Source organism: Ureibacillus sp. FSL K6-2830 (genome assembly GCF_038004145.1).
In the GTDB taxonomy this organism is placed as follows: domain Bacteria; phylum Bacillota; class Bacilli; order Bacillales_A; family Planococcaceae; genus Ureibacillus; species Ureibacillus thermosphaericus.
In genome coordinates, this window is record NZ_JBBOQR010000001.1 from 1744857 (window position 1) to 1766188 (window position 21332).

General features: G+C 34.2%; 17 protein-coding genes. 8 read left to right on the forward strand and 9 right to left on the reverse strand.

Annotated elements, in window-relative coordinates:
- Positions 1–90 precede the first annotated feature (90 nt).
- From fumC to NSU17_RS08610, 4 genes are all read right to left on the reverse strand, one after another.
- Complete coding sequence (gene fumC / locus NSU17_RS08595; protein WP_340704784.1) at positions 91–1479, reverse strand: class II fumarate hydratase; 1389 nt, start codon at positions 1477–1479, stop codon at positions 91–93.
- 262 nt (positions 1480–1741) lie between these two features.
- Positions 1742–2296: a DUF1273 domain-containing protein gene (locus NSU17_RS08600; protein WP_340436310.1), complete on the reverse strand. Its 555-nt coding sequence runs from the start codon at positions 2294–2296 to the stop codon at positions 1742–1744.
- Between the two features lie 167 nt (positions 2297–2463).
- Complete coding sequence (locus NSU17_RS08605) at positions 2464–3675, reverse strand: ornithine--oxo-acid transaminase (protein WP_340704785.1); 1212 nt, start codon at positions 3673–3675, stop codon at positions 2464–2466.
- A gap of 239 nt (positions 3676–3914) precedes the next feature.
- Entirely contained in the window at positions 3915–5084 is a 1170-nt protein-coding gene (locus NSU17_RS08610; protein ID WP_340704786.1) for an MFS transporter, read from the reverse strand.
- Between the two features lie 998 nt (positions 5085–6082).
- Between NSU17_RS08610 and menC the strand changes: the two genes are divergently transcribed.
- From menC to NSU17_RS08625, 3 genes are all read left to right on the forward strand, one after another.
- Positions 6083–7189, forward strand: coding sequence for an o-succinylbenzoate synthase (menC, locus tag NSU17_RS08615; protein ID WP_096549885.1), 1107 nt, complete (start codon positions 6083–6085; stop codon positions 7187–7189).
- A gap of 44 nt (positions 7190–7233) precedes the next feature.
- On the forward strand, positions 7234–8283 hold the full coding sequence (locus NSU17_RS08620) for a YkvI family membrane protein (protein WP_340705494.1): 1050 nt from the start codon (positions 7234–7236) through the stop codon (positions 8281–8283).
- Positions 8284–8379: 96 nt separating this feature from the next.
- Entirely contained in the window at positions 8380–9144 is a 765-nt protein-coding gene (locus NSU17_RS08625) for a VCBS repeat-containing protein (protein WP_340704787.1), read from the forward strand.
- A gap of 145 nt (positions 9145–9289) precedes the next feature.
- Here the strand turns inward: NSU17_RS08625 and NSU17_RS08630 are convergent, their stop codons facing one another.
- On the reverse strand, positions 9290–10060 hold the full coding sequence (locus tag NSU17_RS08630) for a serine/threonine protein kinase (protein ID WP_096549882.1): 771 nt from the start codon (positions 10058–10060) through the stop codon (positions 9290–9292).
- Between the two features lie 466 nt (positions 10061–10526).
- Here NSU17_RS08630 and NSU17_RS08635 point away from each other — a divergent pair, with 466 nt between their 5' ends.
- From NSU17_RS08635 to NSU17_RS08655, 5 genes are all read left to right on the forward strand, one after another.
- Positions 10527–12119 (forward strand): S-layer homology domain-containing protein, encoded by a 1593-nt coding sequence (locus tag NSU17_RS08635; RefSeq protein WP_340704788.1) that lies wholly within the window; start codon positions 10527–10529, stop codon positions 12117–12119.
- Between the two features lie 369 nt (positions 12120–12488).
- Positions 12489–13184, forward strand: a complete 696-nt coding sequence (locus NSU17_RS08640; RefSeq protein WP_340704789.1) for a hypothetical protein — start codon at positions 12489–12491, stop codon at positions 13182–13184.
- Positions 13185–13374: 190 nt separating this feature from the next.
- Positions 13375–13872: a DinB family protein gene (locus NSU17_RS08645; RefSeq protein ID WP_340704790.1), complete on the forward strand. Its 498-nt coding sequence runs from the start codon at positions 13375–13377 to the stop codon at positions 13870–13872.
- Between the two features lie 344 nt (positions 13873–14216).
- Positions 14217–14966 (forward strand): hypothetical protein, encoded by a 750-nt coding sequence (locus tag NSU17_RS08650; RefSeq protein ID WP_096549880.1) that lies wholly within the window; start codon positions 14217–14219, stop codon positions 14964–14966.
- Between the two features lie 142 nt (positions 14967–15108).
- Positions 15109–16464 (forward strand): IS1096 element passenger TnpR family protein, encoded by a 1356-nt coding sequence (locus NSU17_RS08655; protein WP_340704791.1) that lies wholly within the window; start codon positions 15109–15111, stop codon positions 16462–16464.
- 62 nt (positions 16465–16526) lie between these two features.
- Here NSU17_RS08655 and NSU17_RS08660 read toward each other — a convergent pair whose 3' ends face one another.
- From NSU17_RS08660 to NSU17_RS08675, 4 genes are all read right to left on the reverse strand, one after another.
- Positions 16527–17306 (reverse strand): DUF4097 family beta strand repeat-containing protein, encoded by a 780-nt coding sequence (locus NSU17_RS08660; RefSeq protein WP_168412466.1) that lies wholly within the window; start codon positions 17304–17306, stop codon positions 16527–16529.
- 280 nt (positions 17307–17586) lie between these two features.
- Entirely contained in the window at positions 17587–19182 is a 1596-nt protein-coding gene (locus tag NSU17_RS08665) for a multicopper oxidase family protein (RefSeq protein WP_168412696.1), read from the reverse strand.
- A gap of 458 nt (positions 19183–19640) precedes the next feature.
- Positions 19641–19958 carry a thioredoxin family protein gene (locus NSU17_RS08670; RefSeq protein ID WP_016837619.1) on the reverse strand — a complete coding sequence of 106 codons (318 nt, stop codon included), beginning with the start codon at positions 19956–19958 and terminating at the stop codon, positions 19641–19643.
- Between the two features lie 77 nt (positions 19959–20035).
- On the reverse strand, positions 20036–21214 hold the full coding sequence (locus NSU17_RS08675; RefSeq protein WP_016837620.1) for a PucR family transcriptional regulator: 1179 nt from the start codon (positions 21212–21214) through the stop codon (positions 20036–20038).
- Positions 21215–21332: the final 118 nt, after the last annotated feature.

The following is a 21332-nucleotide window of genomic DNA, read 5'->3' on the forward strand; positions in this document are numbered from 1 at the left end:
TATAGAAAAGAAATAACCGACGAGCCAATTGCTCGTCGGTTATTTCTTTTTAAGGGGTATGTTAAGGGATGAAAACACAAATTTAGAAATTTAAGCATTTGGATAAATCATCTTTTTCGGATCTACATATTCATCGAATTGTTCTTCTGTTAGTAAGCCAAGAGAAAGTGCAGCTTCTTTTAAAGTAGTGCCTTCCGCATGTGCTTTTTTCGCTATTTTTGCTGCATTTTCATAACCGATGTAAGGATTTAATGCAGTAACAAGCATTAAAGAATTTTCTAAGTTGCGCTCAAGTACTTCATGGTTCGGTTCAATGCCTATAGCACATTTGTCGTTGAAGGATTTCATTGCATCAGCTAAAAGTCGGGCTGATTGAAGGAAGTTATAAATAATGACAGGTTTAAATACGTTCAATTCAAAGTTTCCTTGACTAGCAGCAAAAGCAATCGTTGCATCGTTACCGATTACCTGAGTAACAACCATCGTCAAAGCTTCAGATTGAGTAGGATTTACTTTACCAGGCATAATCGAACTTCCTGGCTCATTTGCAGGAATAATAATTTCACCAATACCACTACGAGGGCCGCTAGCAAGCCATCTAACATCGTTCGCAATTTTCATTAAGTCTACAGCTAAGGCTTTTAAAGCACCATGTGCAGCAACAATTTCATCGTGGCTTGTTAATGCATGGAATTTATTTTCAGAGGAAACAAATTGTTTACCTGTTATTTTACTAATTTCGTCTGCCACCATGTCTCCGAATTTTGGATGAGCATTGATACCAGTACCAACTGCAGTACCACCGATGGCTAAGCTCTTTAAATACTCGGTATTATGTTTAATCATTTGTTCTGAGCGTTCTAGCATATAGTGCCAACCGCTAATTTCTTGTCCAAGTGTTAAAGGTGTTGCGTCTTGTAAGTGGGTACGACCAATTTTAATAATATCTTTGAAAGCTTCTGATTTTTCTTTTAATGTATTTTTCAAAAGTTGTAATCGAGGTAACAAATAGTCTTCTACCATTTCAACAGCAGCGATATGTAATGCTGTTGGGAATGTATCGTTCGAACTTTGACTCATGTTGACATCATCATTTGGATGAACTTTCTCCGATGATCCTTGTTCAATTAATAATTGATTTGCACGGTAAGCAATAACTTCATTCACGTTCATGTTAGATTGAGTACCGCTACCTGTTTGCCAAACAACTAGTGGAAATTGGTCATCCCATTTACCTTCTAGAATTTCATCTGCTGCAGAAATTATGGCATCTGCTTTTGCTGGTGGCAATTTATTTAATTTTTTATTGGCGATCGCTGCAGATTTTTTTAGTATTGCAAATGCTCGAATGACTTCTATTGGCATTTTTTCATCGCCAATTTGGAAGTTTTCTTTACTACGTTGTGTTTGGGCGCCCCAAATCTTATTTGCAGGTACACGGACTTCACCTAACGTATCTTTTTCTATACGATATTCCATTTTGTACAACTCCTTTGTATTAGTATATGTATTTCAAATAAAAAAATAGTATTGATTATAGAATTTTGGCTGCAACATAATAGTTGCAGCCTAGAAATGTCTATATATAGGGGGATATAGACATAATTTGGAGAAAATAAAATGGAAAATATTGTTCCCGAGATATATTTTGGGGGGGTCAGCTCGGAAATTTTCTATTTACGATAATGATAATCATTATCAATTAAATTGTCAACAGGAAATTCAAAAAAATTTGAAAAAATCACCATTCAGCTCTTTCTAATTCTTCTGCAATGATTTGCAAATCGTAAGACGTAATCACAAATAGCTCATATGGATTGCGTTCCATGTATTTCTCAACCAGTCGCTTTAAATATTTTGGAGATCCTTCATGTTCTTCATCATAGACAAGTAATAGGGCATCGGTATTTTGAATAATAAATTTATCTTTTTCAACAAATTGCCAAGGTGCTTCATATGGTTTTTTTGTTATACTTGTCACAAAATCTGCTTGACTAATAATGTAAGCGTATTGTTGTTGTCTTTGTTCATTCCAATTTTTCTCGATATCTAAAAAAGGTGTAATAACGGAATATTTCAATTGAGGAAATTCATTTTTTAGTTCAATGACAACTTCTGCAGTCCATATTTCAATACCGAGTTGTCCACTGACGACGACCCATTCTAATCCATCCTCAATCATACTTCTCAATTCATTCTCAATGGCTTTTTTTATGATTTGAATGCCAGGATGTTTTTCTTTAAATATACATAATTCATGGGGTCTGTATCCTGACACATAAAGCGATTGAATCATTCTAATCCCTCTCTTAATATAAGGAATAGTTTTGCTATATATTAATTGAATCATAATGTAATGAGAATAAAAAAATCAATAAATAAGGCTGTTTAGAAATTTTAACTTTCTAAACAGCCCATAAATGAATTGCATTTAGTGCATGTTAGTGAATATTATATATTCTCTTAATTTGCACTTTCTGCATTCTCAAGAACTTCTTTAATTCGTTCAAGTGCCCAATCAATTTGTTCTTTCGTAATGATTAATGGTGGGGCAAAGCGAATTACATATTCATGAGTTTCTTTACATAATAGACCTTTTTCCTTTAATTGTTCGCAATATTTGCGAGCAGGTTCATAAAGTTCAACCCCTATGAATAAACCTCTTCCTCGCACTTCCTTAATAATAGGTGATGAAATTTTTAAAAGTTCTTCTTTAAAGTATTGTCCTAGCTCAAGTGAACGTTCCACTAATTTTTCTTCTTCGATGACTTCAAGAGAAGCGATTGAAACAGCACAAGCTAGTGGGTTACCACCAAAAGTAGAACCATGAGAACCAGGATTTAATACCCCTAAAATATCATCGTTTGCCACCACAGCAGAAATTGGCATTACGCCCCCGCCGAGTGCTTTTCCAAGAATATAAACATCCGGCTCAATATTCTCCCACTCGCAAGCGAACATTTTTCCTGTACGGCCAAGTCCAGTTTGTATTTCGTCCGCAATAAACAATACATTATGTTCTTTACAAAGTTTTGCTGCTTCTTTTAAGAATCCTTCAGGAGGTACAATGATCCCTGCTTCTCCTTGAATCGGTTCAAAAATAAAAGCTGCCGTGTTTGGAGTGATAGCATTTTTTAGAGCTTCGATATCTCCATATGGAATTAATTTAATTCCTGGAATTAACGGTCCAAAACCGCGTTGATATTCTTTCTCAGATGAAAGAGAGACAGGAATCATAGTGCGGCCATGGAAGTTTCCGTTGCAACCGATGATTTCAGCTTTATTTTCTTCAACGCCTTTCACATCATAAGCCCAACGGCGAGCAACTTTAATCGCTGATTCCACAGCTTCTGCACCAGTATTCATTGGTAAAACCATGTTTTTTCCGGTGATATTACATACTTTTTCATACCATGGACCAAGTTGGTCGTTATGGAATGCACGAGAAGTTAAAGTAACTCGATCTGCTTGATCCTTTAATGCTTGAATAATTTTTGGATGACGGTGACCTTGGTTTAGAGCCGAATAAGCAGATAGCATATCCATATATTCTTTACCTTCTGGATCTTTTACCCATACTCCTTCTGCTTCACTAATCACAATTGGTAGTGGGTGGTAGTTATGAGCACCTAGCTTTTCTGTAATTTCTATAATTTCTTTTGTTGTTTTAACCATTGAAAAATCCCCCTTAATGTAATGAAGCATAAAAAAATTGTGTTTTTTAGCAAAATTGCTTATAAATTCATTATATATGATAGATGTGATTTTTTAATCGAAAGAATTTAAATTATCAATACTATTATAATAATTTGATCTTTTTATTAGGCATTAGGGTTCGATTGAAACTTTTTTCAAAAGACTTATGAAGGATAAAAATAAAGGGACTGTCCACTTTTCAGACGCCCCTTTTTTGATTAATGATAAGAGTTCAGTTGGTTTCTCCAAAACATTGCAATGATGATACTTAAAATTAATATGATTGTTGCAAAGTAGTATGGATAATTATAATTCATATCAAATAAGATACCACCAATGATAGGGCCAAAGATATTTCCGATGCTTGTAAACATGGAATTCATGCCGCCTACAAAACCTTGTTCATTTCCTGCAATTTTTGAAAGATAGGATGTAATTCCTGGACGAATTAAATCAAAGCCTACAAAGACAAACCAACAAGTTAACATGATTGTCCAGTAAGAATTTACAATTGTCATAACGAACACTAATAGGCCTGACATAATTAAACTAATTCGAACAACGTTAATTTCTCCGAACCGCTTTGTTAATGCATCAAATAATAAAATTTGCACAACTGCTCCAACAATACCACCGCCTGTAACGATTATGGCGATATCTTTTGGTGTAAATCCAAATTTATGATCAATAAATAGGCTAAATAATGACTCGAAGGAAGCTAAACTGAATGTCGATAGGAAAATAATAATAAATGAAATAAGATACATTGGAATAAAAATTCGTTTCCAACCAACTTTTTCATCTTTGAACACTTTCGGATGCTCTCTACGTTCAGGCTCCTTCAAAATAAAAATGGAGGCAATGGCTACTAATGCTCCCAAAACACTGGCAGCAAAGAATGGTACACGAATTCCAAATTCCGCTAAAAATCCGCCTATACCTGGCCCTACAATAAATCCAGTATTAATCGCGGCAGACATAAATCCAAGGGCTTTCGGACGTTCGCTTTCAGATGTGATATCCGCAATATATGCAGAAATCGCAGGCATGATGCATGCGCCACTAATTCCACCTAAAATTCTTGATAGGAAAAGAATCTCAAGGCTTTTAGCAATACCAAATAACAACTCTGAAAAACTAAATAAAAAAAGACCGATGATAATCATTATTTTCCGGCCGTATTGATCCGTCCATTTTCCTGTAATGGGAGAAGCGATTAGTTGAGCTAATGCAAAAGCAGCTACTATGTTTCCTACTACGGTGCCGCTTAAGGATAATTCATTCATTAATGAAGGCAAGACAGGGATAACTAGGCTAATACCAACAAAGGTAATAAAAATATTTCCAAGTAATAGAGCTAAGGCAACTTTTTGAGATTTTGATTGCATAAATATCCCCTTTGAATTTTTATCTATAAAATTGTTTTTAAATAGCAGTAGTGATATTGTAACGGTACATTTACAGAAATTGAAAGTGCAAAAAGGTCTATTCCTATTTAAACCTTTACGAAAGACTGAGTCAAGGAAACACAAATGTTTCAGAATACTTACATAAAATAGTAAAAGGGAAAAAGACATGACAAAAAAAGGATGGCTACTTGCCATCCATGAATGATAATGGGATTTGTGGAAGAAATGTGTGCTCACTCACCACTCGCCGTCGTATAAGGGGTGTACAATGGTTACTGGGAATGCAAATTCGGAGAGACGTTCCCAACTAAATAAATGGAGGTAACAATGATCAAACTATAAACTCCACCCTCATGCCAACCTAAGAAGTTAGGATACAATATGCGTCCAAACCATTCCTGTTGTGAAGGGATCTATTCACCATCGACTTAACTTTACAGATCCTTTTCAATGAAACAAATTCAGGCTCTTATTTTTACATCGTTATATAGGGAGTTCAAATTGATTTACTGCAGAGGGCTGTATTTGTTCATTTTCACAATATAGGAAATGGGTATCCTTGATTTATCCAATTCAAAGTTTGTTACATCAAATTGAAAAGGATAATTGTTGCCGTACATTTATATTCATAGGGTAATTTACTTCCCATTACAATAATTAAATTTCTCACCTCCTTTTGTTTTCATCATATTCATTTAATAGTTTATATGAAGGGACAATTAGCCAATCTTTTGATAATAATAAACAATTATAGCGAGAAAAATTAGAGATAAAAGTCTATTATTGAACTAAACTTTTTTCTTTACTTCACTCTTAAGAAAAACTACAACTATTTTCGGTTTCTCAAGTAGTAAAGAATTTTTATGGATTTAATAGTCCCTATTTAAATTATTATTCAGAGATAATGTGATGAGAAAATACTTTTTAATGAATTTGTATAAACGAAATACATATGTATTAATAAGGGAGAATTAATGATGAGAATTCATAAAGTCATTGTTCGTTATGTAAAAATGCCAATGAAAAATCCATTTACAACAAGCTTTGGCACGTTACATGATAAATCTTTTTTATTGTTGGAAGTTCACACAGATGAAGGAATTGTTGGATTTGGTGAATGCGTTGCTTTCGAAGCGCCGTGGTATAGTGAAGAAACCGTAAAAACTTGTTGGCATATGCTAAAAGATTTTCTGATTCCAATGATTTTACAAAAGAACATCCATCATCCAAATGATGTAAGTAAAATGTTTGCAGGCATACGGAAAAACAAAATGGCCATTGCATCGATTGAAGGGGCAATTTGGGATATTTACGCACAACAGTCTAATCAATCTTTAGCAAAAGTCCTTGGAGGAAATAAAGAAAAAATAGATGTAGGAGTGAGTCTCGGTATTCAATCGACAATCGAAAAGCAGATTGAAGTGGTCGGGAAGTACATTGCAGAAGGATATAAAAGAATTAAAGTCAAAATAAAGCCTGGATGGGATGTGGAAGTCATCAAAAAGCTGCGGGAAGCATTCCCAAATGTTCCGATGATGGCAGATGCGAATTCAGCATATACTTTAAGCGATATCGACTTATTAAAACAGTTGGATGAGTATAATTTGATGATGATTGAACAGCCGTTAGCTTATGACGATATTGTGGATCATGCGACACTTCAAAAGCATTTGAAGACACCTATATGTTTAGATGAAAGTATTATATCCCTTGAAGATGCACGAAAGGCAATTGAATTGGGGAGTTGTGGTGTTATAAATATCAAAATTGGACGAGTTGGAGGTTTGTCTGAAGCAATCAAAATTCATGATTATTGCCAATCAAAGGGCATACCGGTTTGGTGTGGTGGAATGCTCGAGGCAGGAATTGGCCGAGCATATAATATCGCTTTAACATCATTATCAAATTTTGTTTTACCTGGAGATACTGCAGGGTCAAGCCATTATTTTGAGGAAGATATCATAAATCCCGAAGTTGTTGTGAAAGATGGAACTATCCAAGTGCCGCAAACTGTTGGAATTGGGTACGAGCCTAATCGAAAGATTATTGATAAATATACAGTTTCCTCGAATGTTTACAATTGAATACGAGCATTCCAAACGATTATTGAGTTAGAGAAATGGGGGAAATGGTGAGAAATAGTTTAAAAATCGGGGGAGCATTTGTCGGTTTAATGATTGGGGGAGGCTTCGCATCTGGACAAGAGATATTCCAATTTTTTATCTCCTACGGTTGGTATGGACTGTTTGGGGTTTTCGTTGCTAGTGTACTATTTTCTTTTTTAGGAATGAATATAGCAACATTAGGATATTCTTTGAAAACAACATCCCATAAAGAAGTCGTGCTTTTTATTGCAGGTTCAACATTCGGCTCGATCATCGATTGTCTCATAACGGTGTTTTCTTTTTGTATTACGGTTGCTATGTTTGCAGGGGCAGCGAGTGCTTTTGAAGTGCTATTTGGAATAAATGGTTTTATTGGTAGTTTCTTTATGATGATATTCACAATTTTCACACTGATGCTCAATGTAGAAAAAATTATAAGTATACTTGCCCTAGCAATCCCCTATTTAATCATCGTGATTTTCATACTAGTGATTGCTTCAATTTTAACGATGGATGGTAGTTTCAATGAACATGTGGAAATGGCAAATCAATTATCAACAGGGCATTGGCTATTAGCAGCACTTTTATATGTTTCGTATAATTTAGCGGTAGGGTTGCCAATGCTTGCGGTAATGGGGAGTACTGTGAACAGTAGAAGAGAGGCAGGAATGGGTGGAATTATTGGTGGATTATTAATGGGCATGTTGATTCTATTAGTTTATGTGGCGCTAATGGCAAAAATGGATGTGATTTTTGGGAAGCCGATGCCTACATTAGTGATTGCCTTAAATATACATCCAATTATTGGTGTGCTGATGGCTATTACTTTAATTATAATGATTTATAGTACAGCAGTCGGTGTACTTTATTCTTTTGTCATTCGATTTGTATCACCAAAGTCCAAAACGTATAAATATTTTCTCATTGTTTCTGCCTTCATTGCATTTTTTGCAAGCTTTATCGGGTTTACTACCATTGTGAAAACTGTGTATTCCATTATGGGATATTTTGGGTTTATCGTAATCATTATCACTTGTTGGATATGGCTAAAAAGAAAAGGGAGCTTAACCTGAGGCAATTCTCAGGTTTTTTTATTTATGAAAGAACCAATCACTCATTATTCACATATATAATGGGGTAACGGTATTTTACTCGTTAGGAGGAACAACATGTATCCATATTGGCAACCACATCAGTTTGACATCTTGCCTAGCTTAATGCCCCCCTTTGACCAATCAAAAGGCCCCTCTGTAGTAGCTTATCAATTGAGTGACGTTACCGGTGATGGAGTGCTTGATGGAATTTTTCTGATAGCCTCAAAACTCGACGATAGTCCTTATTTAAGCAATATGAGTCTAGTTGTTCAAAATGGTTTCACCCATGAAATATCCGTATATCATTTAAGAGATGTAGCAGGATATAATCCAACGATTTGGACGGGAGATTTAACTGGTGATCAGGTAAATGATATTCTAGTAACTGTTCAATCCGGTGGAAGCGGAGCGATAGTCTTTGCTTATGTATTTTCGTTTTTACATGGCAAGTTAGGGAAAATTTTTGATTCTATTAAGTTTAATGAAGAACGGCAGTATGAAGTAAACTATAAAGACAATGCAGAAGTAATGGTAACGAGCAGGAATCCTAACATACGTTATCTATTAAATATTCGTTATAAAGGAAAAGAGTATTTACATGAAATATATGATTCCAATGGAAAGCTAAAGGAACCTATTCAAGGTTGGGTAGATCCTGCTAGTGGGATATATCCAATTGATCTAACGGGGGATGGGAAGTATTCATTATTAACAATGGAAAAAATCGCCGGGAGATATCATGCAGATGGTTTAGGATACGTTGAGAACGTTTTAAATTGGAATGGACGGGAATTTGAAGCGGTGAGTCAACATGTTGCAATTAATGGAGCAAGTTTCTAATATATTTTCTGCAAATAAGTTAAAATGGTTTTGAATATAGTCAACGATTAATAAGTCGCTTCTTCAATGAAGCGACTTAATTCGATTTCTTTTAAAAAAATAATAGCCTACTGTTGAAATAAATACTTGTAAAAATTGGCTATTATTAGACTTTAGGGATGCAATGTAATGCTTCCTCTGCGCTTGAGAAAGGTGGCCGGATTAATAGTAAACGTTCAATATAGTTTTTTACTTCTTCAGGTAATTGTAATTCTTCTTGCCAACTTCTCTCTTTACTTTCTGTAGGAGTATAGGATGAGTAAAGTAAAAAGAGTAGAAAATGACCGAGAAAATAAAGATCACTACAATGATTTGCAGCCTTTTTTGGATTTTTAACTTCCTCGATCTTTTGCTTCGGGTTTAAATAAGTAGCTAATCCAAAATCAATAATAGAGAGCTTTCCTTGATGGACTAATACGTTAGGGATTCTTAAGTCGCGGTGCACAATACCTTTATGATGAATTTGGACGACCATTTCTAGAAGTATTTTTAAAATATGAAGGGATTCAGGTAAAGAATAAACATTACCTTCTTCAAAGATTGTTTGTTCAAAAGTGCGGCCTTCCATATAATCCATTACGAAAAAAGGGATATTTTCAACTTCATTTTCAACAATGACGGAAGGGACAAAGGGAAAATTCAATTCTTTAAGAATTTGGATTTCCTTTTGAAATCTTTGACGTAATTTCTTAGAATGTCGATATTTCGTTATTAGACGTTTCAGGACATATTTTTTTCCGGTCCGCTTTTCTATGATTAAATATGCTATACCATAAGTACCAGTACCAAGTACCTCAGAAAAACAATAATTTGTCTTTTCATCTATATACCTTTTAAATATTCGATGGTACTTGTTTTCAAGAAAATATCGAATCATCGTTTAACTACTGAAGAAACTTCTTGAACTGAAGAAGCTACCGGAACGAAAAATACCACTGCTTTTATGTCCACGTTTGTAATAATGATGTCCGTAAAAGTTATGCCTTTTTGTGAATCTTCTATAGTTGGAAGAAGAATGACGTTTTCCCCCTATGATGGACTTGAAAAATTTATCGATCATGCTAAACTTCCTCCTTTTCAAAAAGCCTTTTTTGAATATGTACGAATTATCAATAAAGAAGTTTCATAAAAAACGATTCGACGACAGGAGTCAACATATTATTTATCACCCATTAGGTAGAATTAAAGAAAAACTTAAAAAATTTCGAAACCATTTTGATAGAATCTTCGTATCTATAAACAGGTCACATAAATTGGTAACAAAGTATAGGGGTTTCCAGTAAAGGGATATGTTACAATTATTGTAAATGTGGCTAACTATTATGTGTCGGAGGAGGAGAAAAATGAAGAAAACAAGATTCTTTTCTATTTTACTAGCAATTGTTTTATTGTTAGCGGTCCCGTTTGGGAGTGCAGGTGCAGCGGGCTTTACAGATGTAAGTGGTAAACATTGGGCTTCATACGAAATCAACCGCTTAGTAAGCAAAGGGGTTATTAAAGGGTATGAAGACAATTCGTTCAAGCCAAATCAAACTATAACACGTGCTCAAGCTGCAGTTATATTATCAAGAGTATTAAAACTTGATACAAGCAAAGATTCAAAGATTGTATATAAGGATGTTTCAAAAGATTATTATGCATATGACGCTATTGCTGCTGTAACAAACGCTGATATTATGAAAGGGTCTAATGGTGAATTCAGACCGAATGATGATGTTACTCGTGCACAGATGGCGATTATTTTAACAAATGCCTTCAAATTAAAAGGTAATGGAACAACATCTTTTAAAGATGTAGCGAAAGATTTCTATGCATATGAAGCAATTGATGCTCTGTATGCAAATGAAATTACAACGGGTAATGAACAAAATGCCTTCAATCCAAATCAACCTACGACACGTGCTCACTTTGCAGTATTCTTATCAAGAGTATTGGATAAACAATATGCAAATGATCCAATTGTACAAGAACTAAAAGAAATTTATCAAAAAGAATTTGAATTGAATTCTTATGAATTTGAAGGAACAATGAATTACGGTTTTGAATTCCCTACAATTGAGGGAGCAACTGAAGAAGCAACTGCAATCTTTGATATGTTTAAAGATATTCATGTCGATTTCAAAGGGGTTTATCAAAAAGACCCATTACAACTTGAAATGGATATGACATTTAAACTAAACGGACCGTTCCCAATTGGTGATATTAAACTGCCAGTTGTGATGACTGTTGATAAAATGTGGATTCAAATTCCTGAACTGCCATTTGCCCCAACTCCAGAAGAGTTTAAAGGTAAATTTATTGAAATGGATTTTGCTGAGCTTTCAGAAGTAACTGGACAACCTGCTCCTGTATTGGATATAGAATTACAGCAAAAATTTAATGAAGAATTGTTCGATCTCTTCTTTGATCACTTCGGTGGGGAGTATTATGAAGAAGTATCTAAAGATGCAATTCAAGTACCAGAAGGTATTGAAGTAGACAAAGTAATTAAATTTGAAATGACGAATGATGAATTAACGCCTTTCATTCAAAAACTATTTAATAAAATTTTACCTGAATTCGTTGCATTATTGGAAAACCCAGAATACGCCAAAGCACTTGGTGTTACTTCCGAAGATATCGAGATGTTAAAACAATCGCTGGAAGCTGCAGAATTAGATATTAAAGATTTTGTTGGTGAAATTAATAATTATGTGACATTAAATGAATTGAAAGAATATATTGCTGTACATCCAGAAAAATATATTGGCTATGATGTGTTAAATTTTGATATAGACTTTACAATGGAAGGCGAAACATTCGGATTAAAAATAAACTATAAAATGGGTAAATCGAATGTAAATGAAAAACCAAACTTTGTGATTGGTATACCAAATGCGACAAAGATTATTAAGTTTGAAGATTTAATTAACTTCGAAGGGGTCATTGAAGATTAATTTCTAATAATTTAGTACGAGTCTTTTAGTGTCCATTTTGCCGCACAGTGCATGTTAAGTGTCCTGTGCGGTTTTTATTCAGAATGAGAAGTGATGAAATAGAAACATTTAAGTTAATTCGAAACAGAAAAATAAAATAAATGTGAAAAGTAGCTAAGTAATACTTTAATAAAAATGATTTTTTTGTTATTATACCAATAAAACATATAAAACAACTTGGTATACTTTGGTTGTTAATATTCAACAAAAGGTGTTTTTAGGATACAAACACATCTTTTTCTCCTCTTTCAATGAAGATGAATATATGCCTATGTAGCGTTGAAATAGCTACATACATTGAAATTAGCTTGAAGAAAAGGGGGAAAAAGCGTGTATCCTTTTTTTAACGACAATGATAATAATAATCAATTTGATTTTGATGATGATGTAACGCGTAGAGGGTTTCAAGGCCAGCCATCAAGGTTCCCAGGTATGCCAGGAGGATTCCCAGGTGCACCAGGGGGAGGCCCAGGCGCACCGGGAGGATTCCCAGGTACACCAGGAGGATTTCCAGGTACACCAGGAGGATTTCCAGGTACACCAGGAGGATTTCCAGGTACACCAGGAGGATTTCCAGGCACACCAGGAGGATTCCCAGGCGCACCGGGAGGATTTCCAGGTACACCAGGAGGGTTCCCAGGTACACCGGGAGGATTCCCAGGTGCACCGGGAGGATTCCCAGGTACACCAGGAGGATTCCCGGGTGCACCAGGGGGATTCCCAGGTACACCAGGAAGACCATCTGGAGGACAAATGACTCCACCTGCAGCTCCGCCTCCAAGTTTCACACCTCAACTTAGCTCATTCCAAGGAACAGCTAAATTTGGTCGTCGCAGTGGAGGACGAGGAATTGGGAGATGTTTGTTCCGCAATACTTTTATTTGGTTAACGAATGGTAATAGCTTCTGGTTCTATCCGATGTTTGCTTTCGGTAACTCAATTATTGGTTTCCGTTGGAGAGGAAATCGAGGTTGGGTTTACGATGTATTAAATCGTCAACGTATTGCATTCTTCCAATGTTATTAATTTAATGATATACAATATTGAATTTCAATGGATATGCCTATGTTTGAAGTGAGCGGTTTTTCGCGTCACTTTAACATAGGCCGTTAACTCTAAAAAATAGTTCTATTCCGTTCATTATAAAAAGAATAAGTAGTTCTTTTTTTTATTTTAAAAGAATAATAATTAGAAAGAATGAAGGAGGGTAGCAAGATTGGAAAAAATACAGAAAACCCGTGAAAAGCTTTTGCAAAGTGTTCGTTCCTTGTCTAATGAACAATTAAATGCAGTACCTGAAGAAGGGAAATGGTCAATCGCTCAAGTGTTAGAGCATTTATATTTAATGGAAATGAATACGGTAGATGGAATATTGGAAACGCTATCAAAAGATGAATACAATCCAACTGAAGAAAAACCCCTTTGCCATATATTAGATCGTACGGTAAAACGAATAGCGCCAGATGATTTAACACCTTCAGAGAAATTTCAAACATTAGAAGAGCTTATACAAAAATTAGAAAAATCTAGAGAAGCATTGTTGCAAAGTATTGAAGGTGTTAGTGAAGAAGATTTAGAGCAAAAATCTTTTATTCATAGAAGGTACGGGCTATTATCAATACGACAGTGGGTATCATTAATTGGCTATCATGAAGAGCGTCATTTGCAACAGATTGAAGAAATAAAAGGGACGTTATTAAAGAAGGTTAATTAATGAAACACCTTCGATTATCGTAGGTATAATCGAAGGTGTTTTTAGATTTTAGGAAGAAGTAATATGCTTGTTGTCGAAACTGAAATGTTAACTTGAAAAAACTGTTTCTCCTCTACTGCTTCTGTTTCTTCCACTATTTCTCGTTTTATCCTCGTTTAAATTTGCACGATTACCACAACAATAAACTAGTAACATCTTATTAATGTGATTCTCAATTCTAGAGTAAATATCCCAAACATAGAATAATTTTTTTCTAAATGAATATATATACTATAAAGTTGTGTCCATTTTATTACGAAAAAGGAAATTTTTATAACAACATATAAAAGGGGGGAGGGCTTGAGTTGCCTATGGTGGAAATGGGATTTTCCATACTTATTTTGTTCATCCTTTCACAAGCTTTTATATATATGCAAACAAAACGTAGAGAAAAATCAAGAGAATATAAAGAAATTGCTCAACATTTCGTCCTGCCATATTTAAATGAAGTGTTATTATTTATCGAGTTAAAAACTGATCATCGCAAAGAAACAGGTGTACCGATGATTGAAATTAGTTCAGATGAAGTCGTAGGTAAAATACAGGAAAAGATTAGTTATGGAAATGCGAAGTTAATGAATGCGCTTTATCGTTACTTTAATTCGGCAGCGTATTTTGAAGGTCGAGGAGAGGCAAAAAATCTAGCGACTTATGAGGTGTTCTATCATTATTTAGATCACGCTTATAATTCGATTGAAAAAAGCGAATTCAAAGACGAGCAATTATTAAATAACATATTAAAATGCCAAAAAATTTATGGAATTGCTTTCGTTTTGACTTCCATTTTAGGCAATGATGAATCGTTAAAAATACTTTCGTATAAATGGCTTTGGAGTCATCACTTTTTAAATAAAATTCCACTGCATTTATTAGAAGATTTAATTCATAACTATAATAATTCAAAAACAGAAGAGCATAAGTTGTTAAAGTTTTTAAGCATTATAAAGCAAGATTTCCATGAGTCACCAGAGATCGATCGATTCCATGAATTAAAAAATTATTTGGAAGAAGCTTTCATAATTGTAGAAAAGCGATGGTTAAATTATAGTAGCTAGTATTAGCTACTTTTTTTATTCATATTTTACTTTTAGTTTCATATAAAAAATGATAACTTCTATTTTTGTGAAGTTATTTATATATAATTATAAAGGGTTTAAGCGAGTCATCACTAATTTATTTAGAAAGTAAGGTGAAACAATGAGAGCTTATATTTTAAAATTGACATTCGAAGGAATTAAACCAGAAGTTTGGCGAAAGGTGATTATACCGGTTGGAGCAACCTTTAATCGACTGCACGAAACGATACAGTACGTAACAAATTTTAAAAGCTATATGGAACCCTATCATCATTTTTGCTTCCCTTTGGAAGATGTTATGATCACAAATAATGAAGAATTAATTGAACAGAAAGAATTGAACGGAAAAAAGGTAAAGCAACCTAGCCGCATTAAAATTGATCAATATATCGAGAAGAACGGTAAAATTCTTTATCAATATGATTTCGGGGATAATTGGGAAATCACCATAACGTTAGAAGATACCGTAGATGATTATTATTTTGGCTATCCGACTTTGCTAGACGGCGGAGGTATGGCACCGCCAGAAGATGTTGGGGGACCAGTTGGATATATGAATTTTTTAGAAATTATTCATGACCCAACTCATCCACAATATACTTCAACTCGAGAATGGGCTGAATCGGTCGGATATAAACCGTTAAATATAGACCATATTAATTCTCTTTTAAAACATGTAAAATTCAAAAAGACAGAATGGGAACATATTCATCATGAAAATTATTTAATTATATCTGACAAATATAGGGGTTCTGAAGTTATCGATCCAGAAAAAGTAGCGAATAAAGAATTAATATATGACTATATTGTAAGTTGTACGAACTTATATGGAATTGTTCCAAATTATAAAGTAATACACATTTACAATTTGCAAAACAAGCCAAAAATTACGAGTAAAGAATTACAAGCAATTACAACGGATTCAAAATATAAAAAACTACTTGAAGAAGCTAATGTCGTTGTAAAATTAGATCGTTTTATTCATAAAACTCTTGAAGAGAACAATATTACGGAAAAATTGGAACAACTTGTGGTTGGGAAGCCATTTTACATTCCTGAAAAAGAAGAATTACTGCGTTATAAAGATGAGTTCTATTATGAAGAAACGAAGTATCATCGAGAACTTATTAAAATACTAGAAAGAGTTGAAGGGCTAGAAAGTAGATTGATTCAAGAGTTAGTGGATGATTTTGTATGGAAAATCAAGGTGATGAATTATAAATTTAATATCATCATGAGGGAATTTTTAAATCAATTTGTGTTTGAAAATGTCAATCAGGTTAACGAAATAACAAGGGTGATTTTTTCCATTGCAAATACTACAAGACTTTGGGACAATCGTGGGTATACTCCAAAGGAATTAACAGATCTTTCAAAACCAAAACAAACGAAAGTAGTAGTTGGTGATAAAATTGGCCGCAACGATCCATGCCATTGCGGAAGCGGGAAAAAATATAAAAAATGTTGTGGTAGGTAATTAAAAAAACCAAGGTGATCAGCCAAGATCTCTTAGAGATTTATTTCACCTTGGTTTTTATTTTATTTAATTTCAATGCTACCGCTAGATACTTCTAAATCGATATTGTATTGTCCAGTTCCATGAGTGCCTCGTAAACGATTTTTTTCTCTCACTTCATTATTTAAAGGAAAACGATTATGAATGTTTCCGCTTGAAATTTCGCCAGATAATGTAAAGTCACTATCATCTGGTAAATCGAGTGCAATATGGCCAGAACTTACTTCTGCATCTATATCACCTATTAAATCATCTACTTGAATGGAAATATTTCCGGATGAAACATCAATCTCCAATTGGCCTGTCACATGTTTAATATTCACATTCCCAGAATTAACATCCAATTCAGCTTTATTTGCTTGTAACGAATCGATGCGAATGTTTCCTGATCTTACATCCATTTTGAATTCATGGAGTTCCATGTCTTTTGATAATTCAAAGTTAATGTTTCCAGAACGAACATCAAATTCTAAATCACGATTATAGTTTTCAGGGATTGTAATAATAAGCTCTGTTCGATCCCCGAAATTGAAAAATTCATACCATCTGCGATCATATTCTATTTCAATCGTATCGTCTTTTTTAGAAAGGGATACTTTGCCTTTACCTTTTAATTTCGCTTCAACATAATCTTGATTTTTAGTAAGTATTGTTGCATTTGCTCCTGCAAGATCTAACTCGATTGTATCAATTTCATTTGTAACTTCCGCTCTATAATCTTTTGAAAAGAATGAAAAGTGACCAATACTAATTAAACTAAAAAGCAATAACATAACGACGATGGCTAAAAGTATTTTCTTCACAGAAAACCTCCTAAATATTTTTGTTTATATCAACATATTAGATAAAAAGGGGATGGCCAACAACAAACCGGGGGTTTATTTCTTTATAGGTCTCGAGGTGTAGAAGAAATAGAAGCATTGAGTAAGTATTAAAGGGGAAAAATGTAAAAAGTCGAATGGATAAAAAAAGGATATATACATAATGCAAAAAAAAACGCCTGTTAAAAGGCGGGATAATAGTGAAATTTATTGAACTATTTCATGTGATAGGAAATTGGCGATATTTGTAAAATAATTATCTTTAATCATGTTGTACGACAGGATGGGCGTCATCAATGACTCTGATAGGGCGCATCATATCGTGATCTTCATGTTCGAGCAAGTGACAATGCCAAATATAGTTCCCCGTATGTTCTTTCCAATGCATGATGACTCTTGTGACCATTCCGCTAGGAGCGCTCACCGTATCTTTCCAACCTCTTTCGTAGTCGAGAGGCGGTTCTGGATCACCTATAAACTCAAGAATTTCCCCGTTGGAATTTTGGTATAATTCAAGATCAAACGGTCTTCGATCAAGAATTTTGAATTGTACTAAATGAATATGCATAGGATGGGCAATTGGTGTGGCATTGATAAATTCCCAAATTTCAACACTATCTAAAGAAGGTTTTTCTGAGCATGGATCGTGATACATTTTATTATCTAGCATCATCATAATTCTACCGTATTGATCTTCTCCGACAGATAAAGGTAGCTTACGAATGACATGAGCGTGGTGTTCATGTAAATCCATTGATTCAGCAAGTTTAGTTGGAATCTCACTTGTATCTTTTCCTTTTAACGGGCGAGTTACACGAAACTCCATAATGTCCCTTTTGGGCTCATCTTCATCAAATAAAGTATTAATTAATTTGATTTTTTGCCCTTTGAACGAGGAGAAGTCAACGATTACATCTACTCGTTCCGCTGGCATAAGCTGTATAGAAGTAACTTTAACAGGTGCAGTTAAAAAACCGCCATCCGTACCAATGAGATAAAATGGTTCCCCATTTTCAAGTTGGATATTGTAAGTAGAGCTGTTCGCACCATTTAAAATGCGGAATCGATATTTTCTTGGTTCTACCTCTAAATACGGCCAAGCTTTTCCGTTAACAACCATCACATCTCCGTTGAAAAATGGAACAATGGTAGGAATAAAAGGTGCTGGAATTGGGAATGGTGCATCTTCCGGTGGACGATCTGGATAAAATAATGATCCATCTTCGTTAAATGACTTATCTTGGAGGAGAAGAGGATATTCATAATCTCCTTTTGGCAAATTTAATCGATCTTCTAATGCATCTCGGATGATATAAAAACCTGTCAGACCTGCATAAACATTTAATCTTGTCATCGCCATTGTGTGATCATGATACCAAAGGGTCGCTGCTGGCTGATGATTTGTGTATTCATGAACCTTTCGTTTAAATTTTGGTCCCGTATATTCATAGTTTTGTGTATACCAAGCTTCTGGATGACCATCGCTTTCCCAAAATACATTAGCACCGTGTACATGAACAACTGAACGAACTTCTGGTGAGTCACCTACACCGTGCAATGTGCGATCGATAGGTAAGAAATGCTTTTTTGGAAGTTTGTTTAAATATTTCACATAAATTTTTTTGTCTTTTCTTGCCTCAATTGTTGGCCCCGGATAAATTCCATCATATCCCCACACTTTTGTTAATGGAAAGTCTCGGTGAAATCGATGAAACGCTTCTTTCATCGTAATTTCAAAATATGAATTGGTTGGATAGTTAGGGTTGGGTTTCGGTTTCACTACAGGGGGTTTTTGTAAAGGAGTTACAAACTTTGGTATTGAAGCAGGATCTTTCGGGTTTACTTTCGTTTTAGGCAATTTTTCACTTCCTTTGTCATACTTTCATATCTATCCTATTCATCAGCATCATCTTATGTTTCTAATAGTGGGACAGATAGAACGTATGATGATAGACCATTAAAGTCAAATTTGAAGCTGATTGATGGTAACGATGTCTAACTATGATGTAAAAACACATGGAGAAATGTAAATTAGTGGGTTTGCCTAATTGGAAGATTGTTGGTGGAAAAATTTATGAGAGTTTTGCCTCTGTTAGTGAATATTAGGCTATTGGAGTCGCATTTGATTCTTTCGATACCTTATTCGCAACAGTAATTAACTCGAATAGAAGCATATGTTTAATTTATTCCTTAGTTCACAAGTTGGAAAATAGAATAAAAGACCCCTATCTAATGCGGAGTCCTTTATGTTAAAAAAGTTTTTATATTACCTTAAAGGGCACAATGAGAAGATTATCCAATCTATTTAATATTATGTTAAATGTTTAAGCTATCAATAAAGTTTTCAATTTCTTCTTGTGTTTTGCGGTCGCGGCTAACGAAACGTCCAATCTCTTTTCCATTGTTGTAAGCGATAAAACTTGGAATTCCAAAAACATCAAGTTCGCCGCACAAATCTAGAAAGTCGTCACGATCTACTAATACAAACGTATATTGAGCATATTTTTCTTCGATTGCCGGAAGGAATGGTTTAATGAATATGCAGTCTTTGCACCAATCTGCTGAAAACACAAAGATTACACGTTCGTCGTTTTTTAGTTCATGAAACTGTTCAATGGATTGTAGTGATTGCATTGTTTCTCCTCCAAGTGAATGTATTGTAAGTTAAAAGGTATCATACCATATTATTTAAACCAAAACAAACTAAACCACTATGTTTTATTTAATACATCTTCTATCATCAGAGCGATGCTTAAATTGGTTTTTGTAAAATTATCGTTTAAATCAACATCTAACAAAGATTCGAGTTTTCGAATTTTATAATTGACGGTATTTCGATGAAGGAAAAGTTTTTTGCTAATCCGATTTACACTTCCGTTTTCTTCTAAAAAAATTTTCAAAAATTGCACATAGTCCGATCCATTCATTTGGTCGTATACATATAGGGGGCCTAGCATTTCTTGATGAAAGGATTTGATGACAGGATCGTCGTATAATGCCAAAAGAATACGATATGCACCGATATCTTTATATTTAAAAAAAGAAGATTTTTGTTGCAATTGGGTTAAATGGATCACAGTGAGCGATTCGTTATAACTTTTTTTCACTTGTTGGATTGAGTGATATTTATTTCCCATACCAATGGTTAATTGTCTTGTCCCCAGTTCTTCGTATTCCTTTTTATAAATGTTTTGAAAGATGGATTCTATTGGAATTTTCTTAGCGTGTTCATCATAGGAAAAGATGACATATATCAATTGATTATTATGTTCCAAACAAAAGAAGTGTTTGAAATATTGTTGAAACTCATAATCAATCAATTTTCGGTATTGAAAATATTTATTATTTGGTTGATCCAATAAACAAGTAATCACGCAAAAAGATTCTTCTTTTGAAATACCACGTTGCTTCAATAATTCTTTTAATTCTTCGAGAGGGGAATCGATATCAAACAGTAATTGCTGCAAAATTCTTTTTTCATTGTTTTGTTGATAGTGCATATTTTGTTTTTTCGAAATAAACTCAAAAGTCATTTTTAATAAATCCGCGATTCGATATTTCCATTCAAACTGGAAAAGAGGTAATTGCTTTTCATTCGCAAATTGAATGATTGCATTGGGGACACGAGGAATGTAGGGTCCGATATTGATAATAAAACCTGCTATTTTTTTTGCATGTGAGGACTTAATTAATCTTTCCAGTTGCCTTTCATCATTATTCATTTGAATACCAGTCGTTACAATTAATTCATTTGGTCGACAAAATGGAACTAAGTCAGCCGATTCGATTACATTAATTCCAGAAAAACTTTTATGGATTCCAGCCTGTCCACCAATTAACTGCAGATGTTGGAAATTTGGATCAGATAATAGCTCCGAAATTTTTACCATAGAATCCCCCCAAAATAAATTGATACGCGTAAATCCCCTATTGGCTTATATGAAAAAAAATTATCAAATAGAACTGTGCAACTGCACAATAATTTTCGTCAGAATGACCATTAATTGA